General features: G+C 37.2%; 16 protein-coding genes. 7 read left to right on the forward strand and 9 right to left on the reverse strand.

The features are described from left to right. The first annotated feature begins 36 nt into the window (after positions 1-36). The 7 genes from ORI89_RS06845 to ORI89_RS06875 all read left to right on the forward strand — a co-directional run bounded on the left by ORI89_RS06845 (position 37) and on the right by ORI89_RS06875 (position 4,830). On the forward strand, positions 37-480 hold the full coding sequence (locus tag ORI89_RS06845; RefSeq protein ID WP_268229700.1) for a hypothetical protein: 444 nt from the start codon (positions 37-39) through the stop codon (positions 478-480). Positions 481-518: 38 nt separating this feature from the next. After that, positions 519-872 carry a type II toxin-antitoxin system RelE/ParE family toxin gene (locus ORI89_RS06850; protein ID WP_268229701.1) on the forward strand — a complete coding sequence of 118 codons (354 nt, stop codon included), beginning with the start codon at positions 519-521 and terminating at the stop codon, positions 870-872. Beyond that, a complete protein-coding gene (locus ORI89_RS06855; protein WP_268229702.1) occupies positions 862-1,152 on the forward strand; it encodes a helix-turn-helix domain-containing protein in 291 nt (96 codons plus the stop codon). The genes ORI89_RS06850 and ORI89_RS06855 overlap by 11 nt, the downstream gene beginning before the upstream one ends. A gap of 20 nt (positions 1,153-1,172) precedes the next feature. After that, a complete protein-coding gene (locus tag ORI89_RS06860) occupies positions 1,173-1,826 on the forward strand; it encodes a hypothetical protein (RefSeq protein ID WP_268229703.1) in 654 nt (217 codons plus the stop codon). Positions 1,827-2,060: 234 nt separating this feature from the next. Further along, positions 2,061-2,396, forward strand: coding sequence for a hypothetical protein (locus ORI89_RS06865; protein WP_268229704.1), 336 nt, complete (start codon positions 2,061-2,063; stop codon positions 2,394-2,396). Positions 2,397-2,518: 122 nt separating this feature from the next. Continuing rightward, the gene (locus ORI89_RS06870; protein ID WP_268229705.1) at positions 2,519-4,126 is read left to right on the forward strand and encodes a SulP family inorganic anion transporter; all 1,608 of its coding nucleotides are present in this window, start codon (positions 2,519-2,521) and stop codon (positions 4,124-4,126) included. A 56-nt stretch (positions 4,127-4,182) separates the two neighbouring features. Next, positions 4,183-4,830 (forward strand): carbonic anhydrase, encoded by a 648-nt coding sequence (locus ORI89_RS06875; RefSeq protein WP_268229706.1) that lies wholly within the window; start codon positions 4,183-4,185, stop codon positions 4,828-4,830. A gap of 169 nt (positions 4,831-4,999) precedes the next feature. Here the strand turns inward: ORI89_RS06875 and ORI89_RS06880 are convergent, their stop codons facing one another. The 9 genes from ORI89_RS06880 to ORI89_RS06920 all read right to left on the reverse strand — a co-directional run bounded on the left by ORI89_RS06880 (position 5,000) and on the right by ORI89_RS06920 (position 18,871). After that, positions 5,000-5,425 (reverse strand): SRPBCC domain-containing protein, encoded by a 426-nt coding sequence (locus ORI89_RS06880; RefSeq protein ID WP_268229707.1) that lies wholly within the window; start codon positions 5,423-5,425, stop codon positions 5,000-5,002. A 118-nt stretch (positions 5,426-5,543) separates the two neighbouring features. Continuing rightward, a complete protein-coding gene (locus ORI89_RS06885; protein ID WP_268229708.1) occupies positions 5,544-6,116 on the reverse strand; it encodes a Crp/Fnr family transcriptional regulator in 573 nt (190 codons plus the stop codon). A gap of 556 nt (positions 6,117-6,672) precedes the next feature. Beyond that, entirely contained in the window at positions 6,673-8,589 is a 1,917-nt protein-coding gene (locus tag ORI89_RS06890) for a peptide-N-glycosidase F-related protein (RefSeq protein ID WP_268229709.1), read from the reverse strand. Between the two features lie 178 nt (positions 8,590-8,767). After that, positions 8,768-9,988 carry a serine hydrolase domain-containing protein gene (locus tag ORI89_RS06895; protein ID WP_268229710.1) on the reverse strand — a complete coding sequence of 407 codons (1,221 nt, stop codon included), beginning with the start codon at positions 9,986-9,988 and terminating at the stop codon, positions 8,768-8,770. A 202-nt stretch (positions 9,989-10,190) separates the two neighbouring features. Beyond that, positions 10,191-11,459, reverse strand: coding sequence for a glucuronyl esterase domain-containing protein (locus ORI89_RS06900; RefSeq protein ID WP_268229711.1), 1,269 nt, complete (start codon positions 11,457-11,459; stop codon positions 10,191-10,193). A 5-nt stretch (positions 11,460-11,464) separates the two neighbouring features. Further along, complete coding sequence (locus tag ORI89_RS06905) at positions 11,465-13,312, reverse strand: RagB/SusD family nutrient uptake outer membrane protein (protein WP_268229712.1); 1,848 nt, start codon at positions 13,310-13,312, stop codon at positions 11,465-11,467. Positions 13,313-13,314: 2 nt separating this feature from the next. Beyond that, entirely contained in the window at positions 13,315-16,704 is a 3,390-nt protein-coding gene (locus ORI89_RS06910; protein ID WP_268229713.1) for a SusC/RagA family TonB-linked outer membrane protein, read from the reverse strand. A gap of 298 nt (positions 16,705-17,002) precedes the next feature. After that, positions 17,003-18,184, reverse strand: a complete 1,182-nt coding sequence (locus tag ORI89_RS06915) for a FecR family protein (RefSeq protein ID WP_268229714.1) — start codon at positions 18,182-18,184, stop codon at positions 17,003-17,005. Positions 18,185-18,271: 87 nt separating this feature from the next. Then, positions 18,272-18,871 carry an RNA polymerase sigma factor gene (locus ORI89_RS06920; protein WP_268229715.1) on the reverse strand — a complete coding sequence of 200 codons (600 nt, stop codon included), beginning with the start codon at positions 18,869-18,871 and terminating at the stop codon, positions 18,272-18,274. Positions 18,872-18,922: the final 51 nt, after the last annotated feature.

The following is an 18,922-nucleotide window of genomic DNA, read 5'->3' on the forward strand; positions in this document are numbered from 1 at the left end:
AATTATATATATAAATCAACTCATGTATAATGCGTGATGGATAAAATCAACAGGTTTTCGCTATACATCTTAAATAAGGTAAAATTTAAAAGATTAGTTAAGGGCCGGTCTGCCTATCTATTTTCCATAGACATCAAAAAAAGTGAAGGTTACGTTGCTGCTATTGAAAACAAAAGTACCCCTTACCAATACAACTCAGCCGACTATCCCCTTATAGCAGATGCCTTAGTTTGTGAGCTGTCCGACATCACTCCTCCTGATGATTGGCAGGTGAGTAATTCGCATGATAAGGTAGACAAAGCCGTAGTATCCCTTACCGACCTGGCATTTGCGAGAGAAGTTATAGCAGGTATACACGCAAGTTCTAAAGCCTATGTGCTTAACGATATAAAAGAGCTTTTGAAGCATTTGGCATTAACCAGTAAGAATCCTGAAGAGGTAGCCGTCGTTACCAAAGTGTGGGAAGAGTTCAAGAAATAGAACTTGATAAAAAGTAACTTTTAAATTACCTTTGTATTATGAGAGTTAGAGAAGTCATAGCTTTTAAAAATTATTTTGAGGACTTCCTCTTGGAGCAACCAAAGAAAGTACAAGACAAAATATTCAAAATAATTGAGGCTATTGAAACTCTCGAACGCGTTCCAAAAAACTATTTGAAACATTTGACAGGAACCGATGGTCTATATGAGGCTAGGATCCAACTAGGTTCTAACATATGGCGTGTGTTTTGCTTTTTTGATGGCGACAGACTTGTCGTCTTAATGAATGGATTTCAAAAGAAGACACAGAAGACACCTAAAGGCCAAATCGACAAAGCGCAACAAATAATGGTTGAATATTACGAACAGAAAGGCAAAGAAGATGGAAACTAAAAACTGGAAAGATATAAAGGACAATATTTACGGTAAAGTAGGGACTGAAAGGCGTGATGAACTCGATAGGGACTTCGAATCTTTTAAAATCGGCTTAATGCTTAAAAAAGCCCGTGAAGAAAAACATTTGACCCAAGCCGAACTTGCAGAAATCATCGATAAGAAGCGTGAGTACATTTCAAAAATAGAGAATAACGGGAGTAACATTACCCTAAAAACCTTATACGATGTTGTCGAAAAAGGATTGGGTGGAAAAGTCAAAATATCCATTGAATTTTAAATTCTCACCTATCCTTAACCTTGATCGAAGTCGAACATATAGTATCTGTACGCAAACCTGAAAAACCAGACGTGGTCATGGCACGGATGGACTATGTTATCATCTGTCAGGTAATCGAACGGCTCAACGAAATCGGTATGAGCGATGATGAGCTTTCATTTCTCCTTGGCAAACCCAACAATTACGTCTTTGGCTTCATCGTTAAGCCCAATGACAAGAACAGATTCCACGAAGATCAGATCGACCTACTGCCCTATCTACTCGATTGTCCTTTTTCGAGAATACTTATCAACAGTACGCCACCTGGAGATATACACCTCCATTATACCAAAAAGATTAAGGAGGAAGGATACAAAGGCTTCTCGCATATCATTTACGACATGAATGGTGACGGAACACGCATCATTTGGAAAAAGAAACAGGCTCCAAAAGGAACTACACGCAAAACAAACGAGCCACTCTTGGCTCTTCTCAAGCAATGGATAGCCGATGGGTATTTCGATCAAAAACAAAATGCTTTGGAAATATACAAAAAGTTGAAGGCTGAAAATGTCGAACTCCACATCAGCGAGCTCGAAAAATGTCTCAAGATATTATGCCGTGCTAACCAACAGCTACTAGAGAAAGATGCTGTTGATGGCGTGTTGAAGTATTGGAAACTGCACAAAAAATAAAACCTAAAAAAGCACCCAACAATACTGAACAATGGCATAATTTTTCAACTTCATAACAAGCAATATCGCCTTATATTTTTAAGTAGTAATAGATACCACCTATTCAAAAAAACAACCTTTTACGTATGTTTTTTCATTTTTTTTTATAATAAAATTTCAAAACGCACATATATTTCGATCTTTTATTTTATTTTTGTTTAAGTGAAAATAGCTAAGCACATACATATATTTGATATGGCTAAACAAATCTTAGTAGCAAAGGTTTGTTTTTTTGTTTTTTTAACAAAAATGCTCATTGCTGGCACTCCAATCTTTGTAGATACACTGGACAAAGGAACAGTCTTACAAGTTTTGATGCAACTTGAAGTTGAACAAACGTCTAAAGGATCGACCACTAATAATGAAGATCTACACGAAAATGGCGCTAAAGTTTTCAAACCAGATGCTATAGACTACTTAACACTAAACCCAACTATAGAAAACAACGGAAAGCAACGTAACTATCTACGTAATGAAAAGATCATCTGTACATTCGTTGCCTCGGTCCCTACCCCGCCTCCTAATAGCTAAAACACAGTTTTAAAAGCTCATACTTCACTGCTTCTTTTGCTCCTGGTTAAGGATGCAATAGCATCATGTGTTGTATAGGGTATTCGAAAAAATATCATCAATAAATACATTTAATTTTTTTTATGTTAGGAACACGTATGTCCGCTTTTCTCAAACTATCGAAAAGGGACTTGAAATATGATTTTTCCGCGAGTATTGTAGTATTCCTGGTAGCTCTACCCCTATGCTTGGGTATTGCGATGGCTTCAGGCGCTCCCCTTTTCGCAGGTATATTAACAGGTATTATAGGAGGTATAGTAGTTGCGTCTTTTTCAGGATCACAGCTCAGCGTAAGTGGTCCTGCAGCAGGACTTACCACTATAGTATATGGTGCCATTCAACAGCTAGGGGCTTATGAAACATTCTTGTTAGCAGTAGTTATTGCAGGGCTTGTACAGCTCGTGCTGGGAATTATTAAAGCAGGTATGATTGGGAACTTCTTTCCATCAGCCGTTATCCTTGGTATGCTTACAGCAATAGGTATCACCATTATATTGAAACAGCTGCCTCTTGCCTTCGGCATGATGGAGCCTCACGCCTTCGAAATTGACAATGGCGGCGGCTTAAAAGCTTTTACAGACACCGTTTTCTCGACAATCAATGTCGGCGCAACTATTATCTGTTTATTGTCGTTATTCATATTGATTTACTGGCCATCCATCCAATACCTCAACAAAGTTCCAGCTCCGCTACTAGTGGTTATAGTTGGTGTAGCCTTAGGCTACAGCTTTCAGAACACTTCCTTTGCACTAATTAATGGAAGTGCGCATTTTGTGACTATCCCAGTGGTGTCATCATTTGAAGAGTTTAAAGCTTTATTTATCTTTCCAGATTTTACCCAAATAGCGAATATAGAGGTCTGGACCGTCGCCATCACTATAGCAATTGTAGCGAGTTTAGAAACATTGCTAAGTATAGAGGCGGTTGATAAGTTAGACCCTATGAAAAGAGTTTCTCCAACGAGTAAAGAGCTCTTGGCTCAAGGGGTAGGTAATATGACATCTGGATTTCTTGGCGGTATCCCGCTCACCTCAGTGATCGTTCGATCCTCGGCCAATGCCAACTCAGGCGGTCGTACTCGTCAATCGGCCATATTACACGGTATATGGTTACTATTAGCAGTATTAGCCATTCCAGCAATTATCAACCTCATCCCTTTAGCTTGTCTAGCTGCGATCTTATTACATACGGGCTACAAACTAGCTAAGCCCTCCTTATTTAAATCTATGTATGGCAAAGGTTTAGATCAGTTTATTCCTTTTTTCGTGACGGTATTGGCTATTGTTGCAACAGATTTATTAAAAGGCGTAGGAATAGGAATCTTAGTATCCATGTTTTACATCTTTCGGGCAAACATACAGAATGCTTTTATCTTCCATTTTTCAAAAGACACAGACCAAGATAATGAAGATGGCTCTAAAGTAAAAATAACATTGGCGGAAGAGGTTACTTTCCTTAATAAAGCCGCTATACAGAAACAGCTTTATGCATTACCAAAAACTGTAAAATCGGTAACAATAGATGGCCGTAACAGTAAATTTTTGGATAAAGACGTGATTGAAGTAATTAAAGATTATGAGCATAATGCACGCATCAAAGGTATCGAGATTATCTTAATTGATATTACATACAAAAAACAACCGCAAGAGCAATTCCTAAAACGGAAGAAAGTAATGCAAAAAGCATACTAGTAGATTTATCACTGCAAGTTGGACGCATGAAAAACGCACCATATAATATTTATAACATGGAAAATAAAGAATTAAAAATAGGTTTTCAAAAAATACTCGAAGGTAATAAAAACTGGATTGAGTTTGTAAGCAAAGACAAAACGGGCAGATTTCAACAATTGGCTAAAGGTCAAAATCCAGAAATACTATGGATAGGCTGCGCAGATAGTCGCGTACCGGCCAATGAGCTTACAGGCACAAAACCTGGAGAGGTATTCGTACACCGTAATATAGCCAATATGGTTATCCATTCCGACATGAGCATGCTATCGGTACTTGATTATGCAGTCAATGTTTTAAAAATAAAGCAGGTTATTATAGCAGGGCATTATGGTTGTGGAGGCGTTGCTGCCGCGCTAAGCCGTCAACAATTCGGAATCATAGATAATTGGCTATGCCACATCAAAGATGTATATCGTATACATGCTAAAGAGATCGATGCAATAGCAGATCACGACCAGAAAGTCGACCGGTTGATAGAACTTAATGTTAAAGAACAGGTGTTCAATTTATGCACCACATCGATCATTCAAAATGCTTGGAAAGAAAGGAATGACCTAGCAGTACACGGAATGGTTATCAACATTGGCACGGGAGAGCTAATAGACCTTGGTTCTACATTCACCAGCAACGATGATTTGGGTGAAGTATTTGCTTATAAATAAAATTCACACACATATTTAATAAGACAATCACGAGTATTTGTAGTAACAAAATGCTCGTGATTTGTTTTCTTGTATGGCGTAATACGGCATTGCTAAAGATAGCTCCATAACATGCTCTTTTTTAATAAAATGAATTAGCGATTATTAAAATACAACAAATAAAACACTATTACCGTTCTGCAAGTTCTTTCAACTTTTCATTCATTTCATTGAAGCCATTAATCGTTTTTTGGGGATTGAATAGCCCTACAAAGACACCTTCAAATTGCTCTCTTTGAATAAAAGTAGTTGTGCCGTTACCATTGTCAATTAATTCGAATGTATGTCTTCCATCAAATAGTCCACCAATAAATACTTTACCTAACCAACTCAATTCTTTATTGTCTATTTTAGTCATTATAATTGGTTTAAAAGCCATTGCTTTGCCATTCGGCGGTTTAATACTGACTTTAATTTTATTGCCTTTTTCTACTTTTCCTTTTAATGCAACAATAAAAGGATTCCAACTCGGATAGTTATCAAAGTCTGTCAAAATTGACCATATTATTTCTGGGGTTGCGTGTATAAGAATTTCTGTCTTGATTTCTTTTGCCATAGCTGGTGAATTGATAAAAATCGTCACTAAATAAGAGAGATAAAACTTTTAATTTCTCGTTCCATTTATTTAACATGACAAAGGTCTATCTTATTTAACAGTATTGGCTTGACAAAAATCAAGAAAGCTGTTTTTTTCTTATTCGACTAAAAGTTTCTGGTGTCATCCCAAGCATTGATGCAATGTATTGTAGTGGGACCTGATTAAATAGCTCTTTGTTGTTCTCGAAAAAAAAGAGATATCGTTCTTCGGCCGACATAGAAAGGTGACTAAAAATCCTGTCCTCAAGTGTTGTAAAACATTTGACAATAAACAGTTTTTCCAATTCAGACCATTTGGGAAGGGTGTTTTTAATTTTTTCGTATTCGTCTTTGTTGATGGTGTAAAGCTCTGTGTCGGTCAAGGTTTGAATTGTCCAGCGACTGGGGCTATTGAAGATAAAACTAGATAGGTCCGTTACAAAAGTACCTTTGGTTGAGATCCATTGCGTAACTTCCTTACTTTCTATCTCGGTAAAAATCCGTAAAAGTCCAGATTGTACAAAACTCAATCTTTCACATTTCTTGTTTGTTTTAAGGACATAATGGCCTTTATCGAAAGTTTCTAGCCTGAATAGCGAAGTGATAGATTTTAATTCTGTTGGTTCTATTATTCCAAAATAGGATCTTATACTTGATTCAAGCTCTGTCATTTTGTTGGTTTTTGAGAATAATTACAAATTTACATAATATTATTTGTTGCCCACCTTGTGTAAATAGCCTATAGTGACAAAAGAGACTTCTAAACTACTCGATACCATAATTACCAATGAAAGAAAGTAAGGACATGCATGCAGTGAGAGAACAGGAATATCCGGAAAAATAGTTGCCGAAAAATAAAACACAAACTTTCTCTAGATGACTTAATTTTTCAATGGACAGAGAGAACTTCAAAAGATTAAAATGCTTTCATCTTTATGCATAACAGTTGTCCCACGGGCGTGAGACAACTGAATAGCATAAAGTGCTAAAATATAAAAGCCTTGAAGAGAAAGACGCAGGCTTTTATTATAGGGGTTGCAGAAAGCTTTATACCCCCGCAATTAATCAATTGAGGGTTAATATAACGAAAACAATCTGAAATATAAGCATATAGCTACCTAATGTCGCTGTAAAGTAGCTTCTTTGTAACAGGAGTTAATAAAAAGCATAGGTTATTTATCAAAAACCAAATTTACAGGACCACCAAAAAAGGATGAACAGTCGCTATTATTTTTTATTTATCCGCCCTTTAAATCTACTCACTCCATTCATAAAAGCTTCTACGACAATCCTTCCTTTTGGAAGATGATTTAAATCATATTGATATGCTGCATTCTTAACTGCTTTATATTCGTGCTTTTGCCACAGCACACCATCGACAGTAATCTGCACAGTCATGTCGCTGAATGTATTGGAAACAACTTTTAATTCAGTATGATCAATAACAGATCGAGGATATAGAGAAAAAGCATGTCTAGCTACTAACGTATCCATTTCAAAACCGGAAGTAGCTTTAAAGCTAAACATTTCACCACTTCCACAGTCGCTTTCAAAAGCATGAATAAGGTTGCCAGCAAAATCAAATATGCGCAGATGCCCATCTCCTTTTTGAGGTTGTGCCCAAAACTCCAGACCATTACCCGCAGTATCTATCAACTGTAAGGAGTGCAGCCCCTCCGATAAACGGATGGTGTCTCTATAAACTGTTTCAGGAGACAAAACGGAGGACAATTTCTGATATAACGTATCTTTTTGTGCATTGACCAGATAAATGCTATTGTCTTCAGGATGTTTATTTGTAAGCAGTTCCAGTACAAACTCATTAGGGAATCTCTCCGGTGCTGTAAACTTTATCTCTTTGCTATTATCCCCAATCCAGGCATCCCTCTTGCCATTGGGTTTATCAAGTGTTAGATGAAAAACATTATCGCCATCTTTCTCGTCGATCTCTCCGGGCAAAATAATATCAGCTACCTGATTGAAAGCAAGCTCACCTTTCCAGTGATAGGTTTTAGTAGGGAAACCTTTCGTACCGTATACGATAGTCAATGAACGAAGCAGATCTGCGCCTAAATTTCTGAAAGAAATACGTGGCCCAGAGCTTGCCGGATTCATCCGTGAAAAACGCTGTTCGTCGCTAGGCACCATAATAGCCTCGATTGCTACATCTGTTTTTTGCTTTGGCGCAGAATAATGAAACAAGAAGGAAGTTATGTTTTCAACAGCTTGTATATTGTCCGTAGCGGTATAAGGCTCCATAGTGAGGGAAACTTGGTGTTTACCGGGTTTAGTAAAAACATCAATAATATCGGCCTCTTGCAAATCGCCAGGACACCAATAAGCACGGTCGTAAATCCAGGTTCCGCCCTGCGGATAAAGTGGATTATCTCCACATTTCTTCCACATATCTCTGCGGTCAACGACCTTGCCGTCTAAAGAGATTTCCCGCCAACGGCTACAGAACTCACTACAACCACGAGGCTTGTCCATACCATGCCCCGTATGCTGTATACGGATGCGACTCAACTCGGCACCTTTCTCCGACTCATAAGATATAGGCAAAAGATGTTCTTCAATATTCGCTCGAGGATCGCCATACTTATAGGCTTGGTTCCATAAAGGCTCCATACCTAATGGCTCAACGACAGAAGGCCCATGCAGTATTTCAAAATCTATACTCAAAGCCCAGCCCACTGTACTGTCTTCATAGCCAGTATGTACATAAACAATCTCCACACTATCGCGCAACAACGGTGCAAAATCAGTGACATCGACCTGCCATTTCCAACTCCACCCCTTGTTATATATACTACCATAAGGTGTCAGCATTCTGCTCAACTCATAATTCAGTTCCGGACTATTTTTACCGCCTTTGCGCCGTAAAATAATATGATCTAAATAATCCCAATGCGCAGTGTTTAAGCTATCAGGGCTACCCAAAGTAACATGCATAGTGACTTTACGGATAGACTCATCCTTGCTGGGAAACACAGCCCAAGCAGGATAAGGATTTGCCGCGGTAATAGGGTCACAAATAATCGTAGAACGATCGTGTGTGTTAACATACGTTATAACAGGCTTTTGGGCAACCGCTCCAAAACATATAATAACAAGAAATAACGTTAAGATTGATTTAAAATTCATTATCACTAAAATGCTTTTGAAAAGATAAAGATAAGATGTTTTATTAATCTACTTTAAAAGAATAAAACATTAGCAATTATTGGTACTCTCTTGTAAAAAATGTAGTCACAGAATGCAAAAATAGCTTTATAGTAAAAACCCATTGGGCAATTAATACAAAACAACAAATTAGAAACGTTTACTTACTGATCATGCTTTCGTAATCGGATAAAGACTTCCATATTTCTTCTATTTCGGGCCATACGATATCGGTAAAATCAGTATCTGTATTAACCAAAACTACTTTACCCACTTTAGTTGTAGGATTGAAATACATAGCTGTAAAGACTCCCGGGTCGGAACCATTATGCCCTATCATATCATTTTTAACCTGTAAAAAATCATTTCGAAACTCCATAAAAACACCATATTCTTCAGTTTCATCCTGATCTATAAATCTTTGTTTTTCAAAAAGGGTATTATAACTTTCCTTTGTCAACAACTTGCCACTTCCGTTACACCCCTTAATCAACTCGGATAAAAATAATCCCATATCATGGCTCGATGTTACAAGTCCACCATCAGCATAGGTAATAAGAGAGTATTCGGCTATCATTTTTCCTTTATAAGCAAATAACCGAGAACGTCCTAAGCTATCAATATCTCCTACGGACCAACCGGAACTATTCATTTCCAAAGGTTGCATGATGTAGTTTCGTGTGAATATACGGTAGTCTTGCTCAACTGCAGACTCAATAACCAAAGCGCAAAGAGCAGCCCCTATATTGGAATATTCTCGTTTTTCGCCTGGCTTTGAGTCTAAAAATGTACTTTTTTGATACCACTTACCACCTTGGGTAAGACTATTCAACATAAAGTCTTTTAATGAAATATGGGTTTCGGGCTTATTAAAATAATCATAAACACCTTCATTTTCGTCGTGCTGATCTTTGCTTAAAACATAAGATTTTGCGTAAACCTCATCCAGATCGTTAATTGAAGAAGTATGGTATGCCAAATGCTTAATAAGGATGGGGATTTCAGGATAATGAGGATTAACGACTTTAAAAGGTAAATAGTCGTTGATGGGATCATTAATGTTTAGCTTACCCAACTCTTGCGCTTTAAGCAGAGCAACACCTATCAAGGTTTTAGATATGGAAGCTATATTTTGAGTGCTATGCGCAGTATATGCCTTTATTTGATCGAGACTAGCAAAGCCAAAACCTTTGTTGTACACGAGTCCCTTTTCATCAACAACAGCCACAGAAAAACCTCTAATGCCATCTTTACGATAGGCTAATTCTAAACTCTTAGTCAGCGCATCATCAGCTAACCGTTGGCTTTTTTCGCTTTTGTGCCCATATTGACAAGAAAAGAGTAAAAATGAAGCGAAAAAGATTATAAATATATTTTTCATTTTCTTTTAGACTGCTGGTGTTAAAATAATATTTTAAAAATCATCAAGTATATTACAAAGACGCTACAAGCATTATTAGCACCATAACTTCTAAATTGACTGAGCTAAAGTAACTAAAAAAAATATAGGTTCGACATATACTTTGCCGAACCTATATTTTTTAATGACTAGAAAGTACTAGCCAGATTTACTGTCTTAATTACTATCGAGCAAATTGCTGGTCTGCAAATTGAACAAAGAATGTCCAATCAACAGAAGTTACATCGTGTTTACCAGTTCTGATATGATAACCTATATTATTATGAATAGGCTTGTTATAGAGAGGCATCTTTGTATTTTCAAGACCTTTCAAGTTATACAAATTGTAAACCGGGGATGCGTAAACTCCTGACAGATATTCGCCTTTTGGGTCTGCCCATAAATCTTCTGCTGCACTTGCAATATAAACCGAACGAGGGGCCATAAGGGCAATAAGCATATGCTGATCAAATGGCAATTTTGCTTCATTATCCCGGTAAGCATTAAAAGATTTTGCAAACCAAGCAGGTTTTATATTCGATACAATCTTAACAGTTTCACCAAACTCACGCTTGGAAAGTGCTGCACCCCCACTTCCAGAATTATTAGAAATAACAATTTTAAAACGTTCATCCTGCGCGCCGGCCCACAAAGCTGCTTTTCCCAATCGAGAGTGTCCAACAATAGCAACACGCTCAGTATCTATTTCGGGAACACCTTGTAAATAATCAACTATTCTACTTGATCCCCACGCCCAAGCACCAATAGCTTCCCAACTATCATCCGCCAATTGGCTGTTGGGATAGTCAGAGAATAAAGACGCAACGCTATATTCTTTAAAATCAGGCTTATCAGGAAAAATATCATGATAGCACATTGTCGCCACCGCATACCCCCTATCGATAAGCAAATCGTAATCCCAACGACTACTTTGGTTGCCTCGCTCCCAAAAAGGATGTCCTTTTTCTGTATACAAACCATAATTATAGCTATACACAATAGTAGAGTCATTGATAGTGCTATGATTACCTCGAAAATTATAACTCACAAAAACAGGCAACTTCTCAGTTAATTGCCGATTATTAGGTAACAATAAAAGTAAGAGAGCATCTACCTTTTTCCCATTATTTTCAAAACTCATCTTGATCTGTCGACTCGTTGCTTTACCATTGAGCGCTTTTTTGTTTTCAAGTAGCATTTCATAGCTAACTTTTATTTGCTCAGCAGGCGTTTTCCCATACATCTGCTTAGTGAAAATATCTAATACTTCGGGACGGCGGATTGTCTCCCATTCTTTTGAATTTTTAACAACTTGACCACTATTCGTCTTTAGTACATCAGGGAGACTATAGTTTGGGACTTTCGACTCATCGTAATTTACCGTCTGACCGGTAACAGAGTGGGTAATAGAAAAAAGCATTGCGAATACTAATAAATTAAAAGTGTATTTCATAATTCTTATATTTTAATAGGTTCTACATTATTTTCAGCACCTGAATATCCTTTATTTTGGTTAATCACGCCTTGTGTATTTGCATTAATAGCCGAAGCTGGAACAGGCCACAATATATGATGTACACTTAGTTTATATTCTGCCCACCTATGCTTTATACCCTTGTTATAAAAATTATTTTTTTCTATTACCCAATCATAATAGAAATTATAACCTGATTGCTTAACATTAGAGCCAGCGCCACCCGGACCAGAAAGTGTAGCTAAGTTATAACTTCTTCCAAAATATTCACAGGTTTTACCTGTCTTTGCATAAACATAAGAAATCCGAGTAAGTTCAATATGTCTATTTTCTTCAAAATACAACTCACGTGCGCGCTCATCAACTATAGCTCCTATATTAATATCATTAGCGGTCAAAATCTTAGCACCAGCCCTCTTCCTAACGACATTAATCATCTCTGCTGCCAAAACTAAGTTATCTGTCCAATAGTACGCTTCTGCTAAAAGCAAATACACTTCGGCAGAGCGGTAAATATACATCGGAGTTTCACCTCCCCACCAGTCAATTACAGTAGGATCGGGAACGAGGGTTTTATAATGTGGCCACTGGTACCAAGAGCGAATAGAGTCCTCTACGGACATAGCTGGATTTTTAACCAAATGTTCGCCATAATAAACACTGCCTTTTTTCTTTAACTCGATGTCGTTGTACCATAAATCGGCAGGGCTTATCCAACTATCGCGATTATACACACCCCGCAGATCTTTTTGCTCTTTATCTGTCCAGATCGTGTATTGAAAATAGTTCGTAGAACGAGCCCGTCCTATACCTCGCCCATAGCGAGTATTGATTTCATATTGAGGTTCTACACTTTTGTTGAAAGAAACCCCAATTTGTCCGTCAGGTGTAACAACACCAGCAATACGCGGAATTAAATTTCGTCCTAACTGCGATCTAATTGATCCGGGAATATTAGGGTAAGAAACTACATACATAATCCCCTCCGTATTTTGCGGATCTAACTTCGCCTCAACACTGTGCAAATCATGCATTAAATTTGTACGTTCTTTAGTTTGGTTAGTAGTAAAACGTTGGGTCATTAACGGATGAGCCCCAACCACAGCCTGTCCTACTTGAATTGCTTTATCAAAATCCCCCAAGGATATATAAACTTTCGTAAGCAGGGTACCAATAGCATTTTTACTTACACGCCCACGATCAACAACGCTGGGCACCCACCCGTAAGCTTGTTCCAATTCCGTTTTTATACGTTCTAAAATACTCCAACGATCAGCCGAGTAATAGTCAGTACGTGCGTCTACAACTTGATGCTCTACAAAAGGGACATCACCAAATTGGTGGACTAACTTATAGTACCAATAGGCACGGTGAAAATAGGCTTGGCCTAAAATTCTATTTTTGACCTCCTCGGACTCCAGTCCTGTATTTTTTATATTAGAAATAATAACATTCGCATACTGTATGGCTTTATAAGCATTTTCCCAATACCAGCCCACCCGAGTAAAATCCATACTATTTAGGTTCGCATCCGGTAGTAACGAAATGTCAATATCCATTTGCGGCCCGGCTTTATCCGTAGTACCTTCAACAGATATATCGGACAGAATCATTTCGGTAAGTTGAGGCATACCATCTCCAAAAAACTCGGAACGCATAATATTTTCACATGCAGCTAAAGCCGCATCAAAGCCTTTCTGTTCAGTAAATGTCTGCTCGGGCGTATAGAATGACAAAGGTTTGGGTTCAAGCCAGTTTTTATCACAACCTGCAGTTATTGTACTACCAAGAAATAGCAATATATAATATATAGTTTTTGTCGTTAGTTTCATGATTACAATGTTAAATTAATACCAAAATTGAACGTACGCGGAGTAGCAGTTTCGCTTTCAGGATCCCAAAAACTCCAATTCTTACTGTATACAGCTGCATTTTGTATACTAAAATTAAGCTTCACATTCTCAATTTTCGCAGCCTTAATTAAGTGTTTAGGAATGTTATAAGACAATGTCACATGTTCTAAACGAAAGAAGGTTTTATTAACCCAATTTGTCCCTATGTTTTTTGAACCTATGCGAGCATAATCATTAATAGGATTCGTTGATGTCCAGCGTGGTAAGTCGTAGTCAGACGTTCTATCAGGAAAAGCATAAGTATTAGCCGCTCTTTGAAAACCACCATAATAGTTAAGATAAGAATAGACCATAAAGGAAAAGTCGAAGCCTTTATATGACATCTGACTACGTAAAGAAATGCGTGATCGAGGTGTCCTATAACCCTGGAAAACCTTATCTCTATTATCCATGATACCATCATCATTCTGATCGAGATACTTAAAATCTCCAGGTTGCAAGCCATAAGTTGCAGCCGTCTCTTTCTCGTCTAGCTGCCATATGCCAGTTCTTTTATAACTCCATATTCTATCAGGATCTTGATCAATAAACCATCCGTTATTTTCGTCATTAGCCTCTTTTTGCTCAATCAGAGTCCCCGAATCATCGAAAACAGAAATCATATCACCATACAGGGATTTGATCTTCCGTCTATTCATAGAATAAGTACTAAACAACTTCCAGTTAAAACGGTCGTTATTAATAACTGTAGCTTGTAAGGATAACTCTACTCCATAATTACTAACCCGACCTAAATTGGACATAACACTATTAAACCCCGTAATATTTGGTAAGGCCCTACTCATTAACAAATCGCTAGTTTGGGAAACATAGGCGTCCAATGCGCCAGAAACTCGGTTGTTCAATATGCCAAAATCTAATCCAAAATTATAAGTAGCAGTTCTTTCCCATTTGAGGTTGTAATTAGCCATGCTTGTTAAATAAATTTGTGAGATATTATAAATACTGCCTGACGAATTTATATAAGGCAACAAACCGGAGCCCATTTGAGCTAGTGCAGCATATTGTCCTATCTCTCTGTTTCCGTTTTCGCCCCATGACAATCTTAACTTACCATAATTAAGGAAACTATCATTATTGAAGAATGCTTCTTCCGAAAAGACCCAACCTAATGCTACAGAAGTAAAAACCGACCTCGGATTTAATTTACCAAAAGCCGAATAACCATCCTTTCTAACAGATCCCGTAAACATATAACGATCATCGTAAGAGTAGAACAAACGCCCCATTAAAGCATCGGCAGTTTTATAGGTGTCATTACTCGATATCGTATTGGTAGAAGCTGACTGTAAAGAATGATACCCTAAATCATCATTAGGGGTGAAACCCTGAGCAGACACACCTGTATACCAATACTGCCCCTTTTCGGCATTAGCTAATAGAGTGACCTCAACCTGATGTTTATCTGCGATACGTTTTTGCCAATTTAAAATATTATCAATTTGCCAGCTAAACCACTTGGTGTTATTACGTTGAACAGCACCTCCCACCGGCTGATAGGTCTCAGACTTAGATGAATTATGGTTAAAATAATTCTGATGATTAAAGTAGGGGTTATAATTTATCGTGTATTGAATACCGAAAGGCAATTTAACCTTAGCATACAAAGTAGCATTTAAAGTTTGAGTGGATTGATTACGATCAATATATAATTTTTCGTAAAGTGGGTTAATTGGATCAAGACCTGTTGGACGTTTTCTATAAGCACTGTTTAAATCGTCAAGGTTATTCGAGCCATAAGGTGATATCATGGTCATTTGCCCCCAATCAACACGAAGAGAACCATCATCTCGAGAAGCAAATTGAGCATTGATACCAGTAGTTAAAAAAGAAGCTATCTTAGATTCTAAATTAGCGCGTGCTGTGATATTTTTAAACTTATCGCCAACCACAATACCCTCTCTATCAATGTAACCTAAAGAAAGGTATTGGGAGGTATACTCTGAAGTATTGGCAACACTAACGTTATAATCTTGTTGAAGCCCTGTTTGAAAGACTAGATCATCCCACTTAGTAATTTTACCTGCAAAGTAATTATCAATCTCAGGAGACGTCAAATTCAACCTAGACAGCCATTTTTTTGTAAGCTCCTGATCATTGGCAGAAGAAACAGGTACGCTTTGATCATAATTATACCAGGTAACCGGATCTACTCTCTTTAAATCTCCAGGATTAACAAACATCTCTTTATATTTGTCTAGATACTCTTCACCAACACGCCCTTCATTATAATCCTGTCTAAATTTAAGAAAGCTATTTTCATCATGAATTTTCTGCTTATTTGCTACAGTAGCTAATCCTGTATTGGCCGAAAAATTTATCAAAGGTTTCCCAGATTTACCCTTTTTAGTAGTGATAACAATAACTCCATTTGCAGATCGAGAACCATAAACCGCAGCAGAACTAGCATCTTTTAAAATATCAATATTAGCGATATCGTTGGGGTTAATATCTGCTAAACTCCCAAAGTAAATCACATTATCCAAGACAATCAAAGGTTCGTTACTAGCTGTTAAAGATCCATTTCCTCTAATAGAAACGGAGGCCTCAGATTTTGCATCTGTTGCAATACCAATATTTACGCCCGGAGCGTTGGCTCGCAAAATATCCGTTACATTTCTTGGTGCCTGCCCGCCAAGATCTTCAGTTTTAATACTACTCACAGCTCCCGTTAGATCTTTCTTTTTAGCAGTACCGTATCCAATAACAACTACATCCTCTAAATCGGCCAGTTGTTCTTTCAGTACAACAGAAACATCTTGTTGTCCATGCACAGCTACTTCTTGTGAAGCAAAACCAATTGCACTAAAAACTAACACGACACTGGAACGGCTTTCGTTTATTTCATACATCCCCTCGTCATTCGTACTTGTAGCTATATTGGTTCCTTTTACTCGAACTGTTGCTCCAGATATTACATCGCCATGCTCGTTCATAACACGGCCCCGGATTGCCTGTTGAATGACTGCCAAATTCAACAAATCCTTTATAATTACTTCAGTTTTATTATCAATTTTTATTTTCTCACGAATCACAATAGTCTTGCTATCAAGCTCGTAACTTAAAGGCTGACTAACAAAAATTTGAGACAAAACCTGCTCAAAATCCTTGTTAGTCACATGTATATCTACTGGTACAGATTTCTTAAGTAAACTTTCCGTATAAAGGAAATTATAACCTGTTTGCACTTTAAGATCTTTAAAAATAGTTTTAAGTGACCCCTTACTATGGTTCAATGACACTTTTTGAGCAAAAGAATTTGCACTAACTTGCATCAAAGTGAATAGTAAAAGTAAACTGGTCAATTGCATAATAAGCCAAATTCTACGGTATAACGATCTGTCAATACCGATTTTTTTTAGATAATTTCGATACATTTGTAAAGTTTGGTAAACACAGCATGTCCCTGTCGTCGAAAACTAAGACCTGCTGCTGGTTAGCGTTAAAAAATAATGTCCAAACGACAGCCAAGTTCTATGAGTTCTTGGCTGTTTTTTTATGCTATTCTAGCATTATTATTAAAGGATACTTCTTTTCATATCATCATAGTAGTTTAATAAATAAATAAAATGTTAGTTGGTATTTTTATCAGAATTATTTTAGCCCTTATTATTTAGAGAAAACGAAGACCGATCGACCTTCAATTTTAAAACGAACCCCACCCGTCTTTTCCAAAAGTTGAAGAACTTTTTCTATCTTTTCAAAGCGGGAAACTACACCGCCAAATTTCTCAACACTTTTTTCCCCCTCATAAATAATATCTACATTATACCACCGTTCCAGCTTTCTCATCACTTCATCAATGTTGTCACCATCAAACATAAACTCATTATTAGTCCATGAGACTATACGATCTGTGTCTACCTCTCGTAGATAAAAATCACCAGAACTACTAAGTTGAAATTGTTGATTGGGCACAAGAATTGTCTTTTTATTGTGATGATCGATACGAACACTTCCTTCCAAAAGAGTAGTACTTACCATCGAGTCTTCACGATAACTACTAACATTAAAACGAGTACCTAATACTTCAATTTTTTGTCCGCTACTATGTACAATAAAAGGTTTTGTATGATTACTGGCGACTTCAAAATACCCCTCGCCTTGGAGTTCAACATTCCTAGAAGAAAAGGCTGAAAAGTTTGTAGCATAACGCAGTGAAGAAGCAGTATTCAACCAAACTTGCGTACCATCAGGTAATTTCACTTTGTATGTTTCACCACGAGCGGTAGAAAGAACATTATATCCTGAGGCAGACTCTCCGGTTTCTTGTATTTCATAAAGCAACTGCCCATCCGCAGTTTTAGATATAACAATAGGACCATCTTTTGCCAATTGCCCTTCTGCTGTCTCAGCAAGCCTAATTTGAGTTCCATCAGCTAAGGTTAAAGTTGCAGTTTGCTGTCCTGGTATAATAGGGTTATATACTGTTTGATAGTCATCTGTCGTAGATTCTTTAAGCAAATAGAACCATATACTCACAGATAAAATACTGATTAAGATAGCAACTAGCCCCACAATAAGTCGCCAATTTTGAATTTTGCGGACTGGTTCAGACTCCATCTGGTCTTGAACAGCGCTCCAAGATTTTTTTAATGCCGACTCTAAAAAAACATCATTAGACGAAACAGAATCTATTTTCTCGCCAAAAGTTTCTTCTATTAATTTTTGCAGAAGCTCACTATCTTCTCCAGACTGGATATGAGCAAGAAAATCACGAACTTGATCTGCACTAAGCTGTCCGTTAATATACTTTCGAAATGTGTCCTGAAGTTTTATATCTTCTTTCAAATCATATGGAGTTTATAATCATAATACACGTAACAAGAAAACATCATCTGCTCACCAATCCTTTTTTATTGCACTTGATCTAACATCTTACTTAAATATTAAAAAGATCAATAACATGATAGCAAGCTTCCCCAGTTCCTGATGTCTATCTTTAATAAATCTTGTGGCTTTCACAATATGATCATTAATAGTAGAGGTAGAAATTCCCAACATTTCACTAACCTCGGCATAACTCTTACCCTCAATCTTACAAAGTTTAAATATTTGCTGCCGCCTTTCAGGCAATTGTTCTATTGTACGCATCAACCATTGTTCACTTTCTTTCTCATGTAAATGCTCCTCCACATGACTATAACTATCAACCTGATGTTCCCGCATATAGTTATCGACCTGTCTGTCCAGATTTTTTTTTCGAAAAAAATTGTACACACTATACTTAGCTATTTGGAATAGGTATGGACGGAATGATTGATTAGGATCAATCAGATGACGTTTCAACCAAACTTTTAAAAAAACAACCTGTAAAAGCTCTTGAGCATCAGCTTCATTCTTAACCATTTTTAATATGTTAAGATAAAGAGCTGCGCTATAAACTTGGTAAATCCTTCCATAAGCTTCCTGATTTCCTGATTGCATAGCAACCAGAAGTTTAAATTCGTCGTTAGGATCAATCGTTAGGTTGTACATTATTAGCTTTTCATACAAAAAGTGAAGCTTATATCTAAAGCTTAATTACAT

Origin of the sequence: Sphingobacterium sp. UT-1RO-CII-1, assembly GCF_026711005.1 — a bacterium.
Taxonomy (GTDB): Bacteria; Bacteroidota; Bacteroidia; order Sphingobacteriales; family Sphingobacteriaceae; genus Sphingobacterium.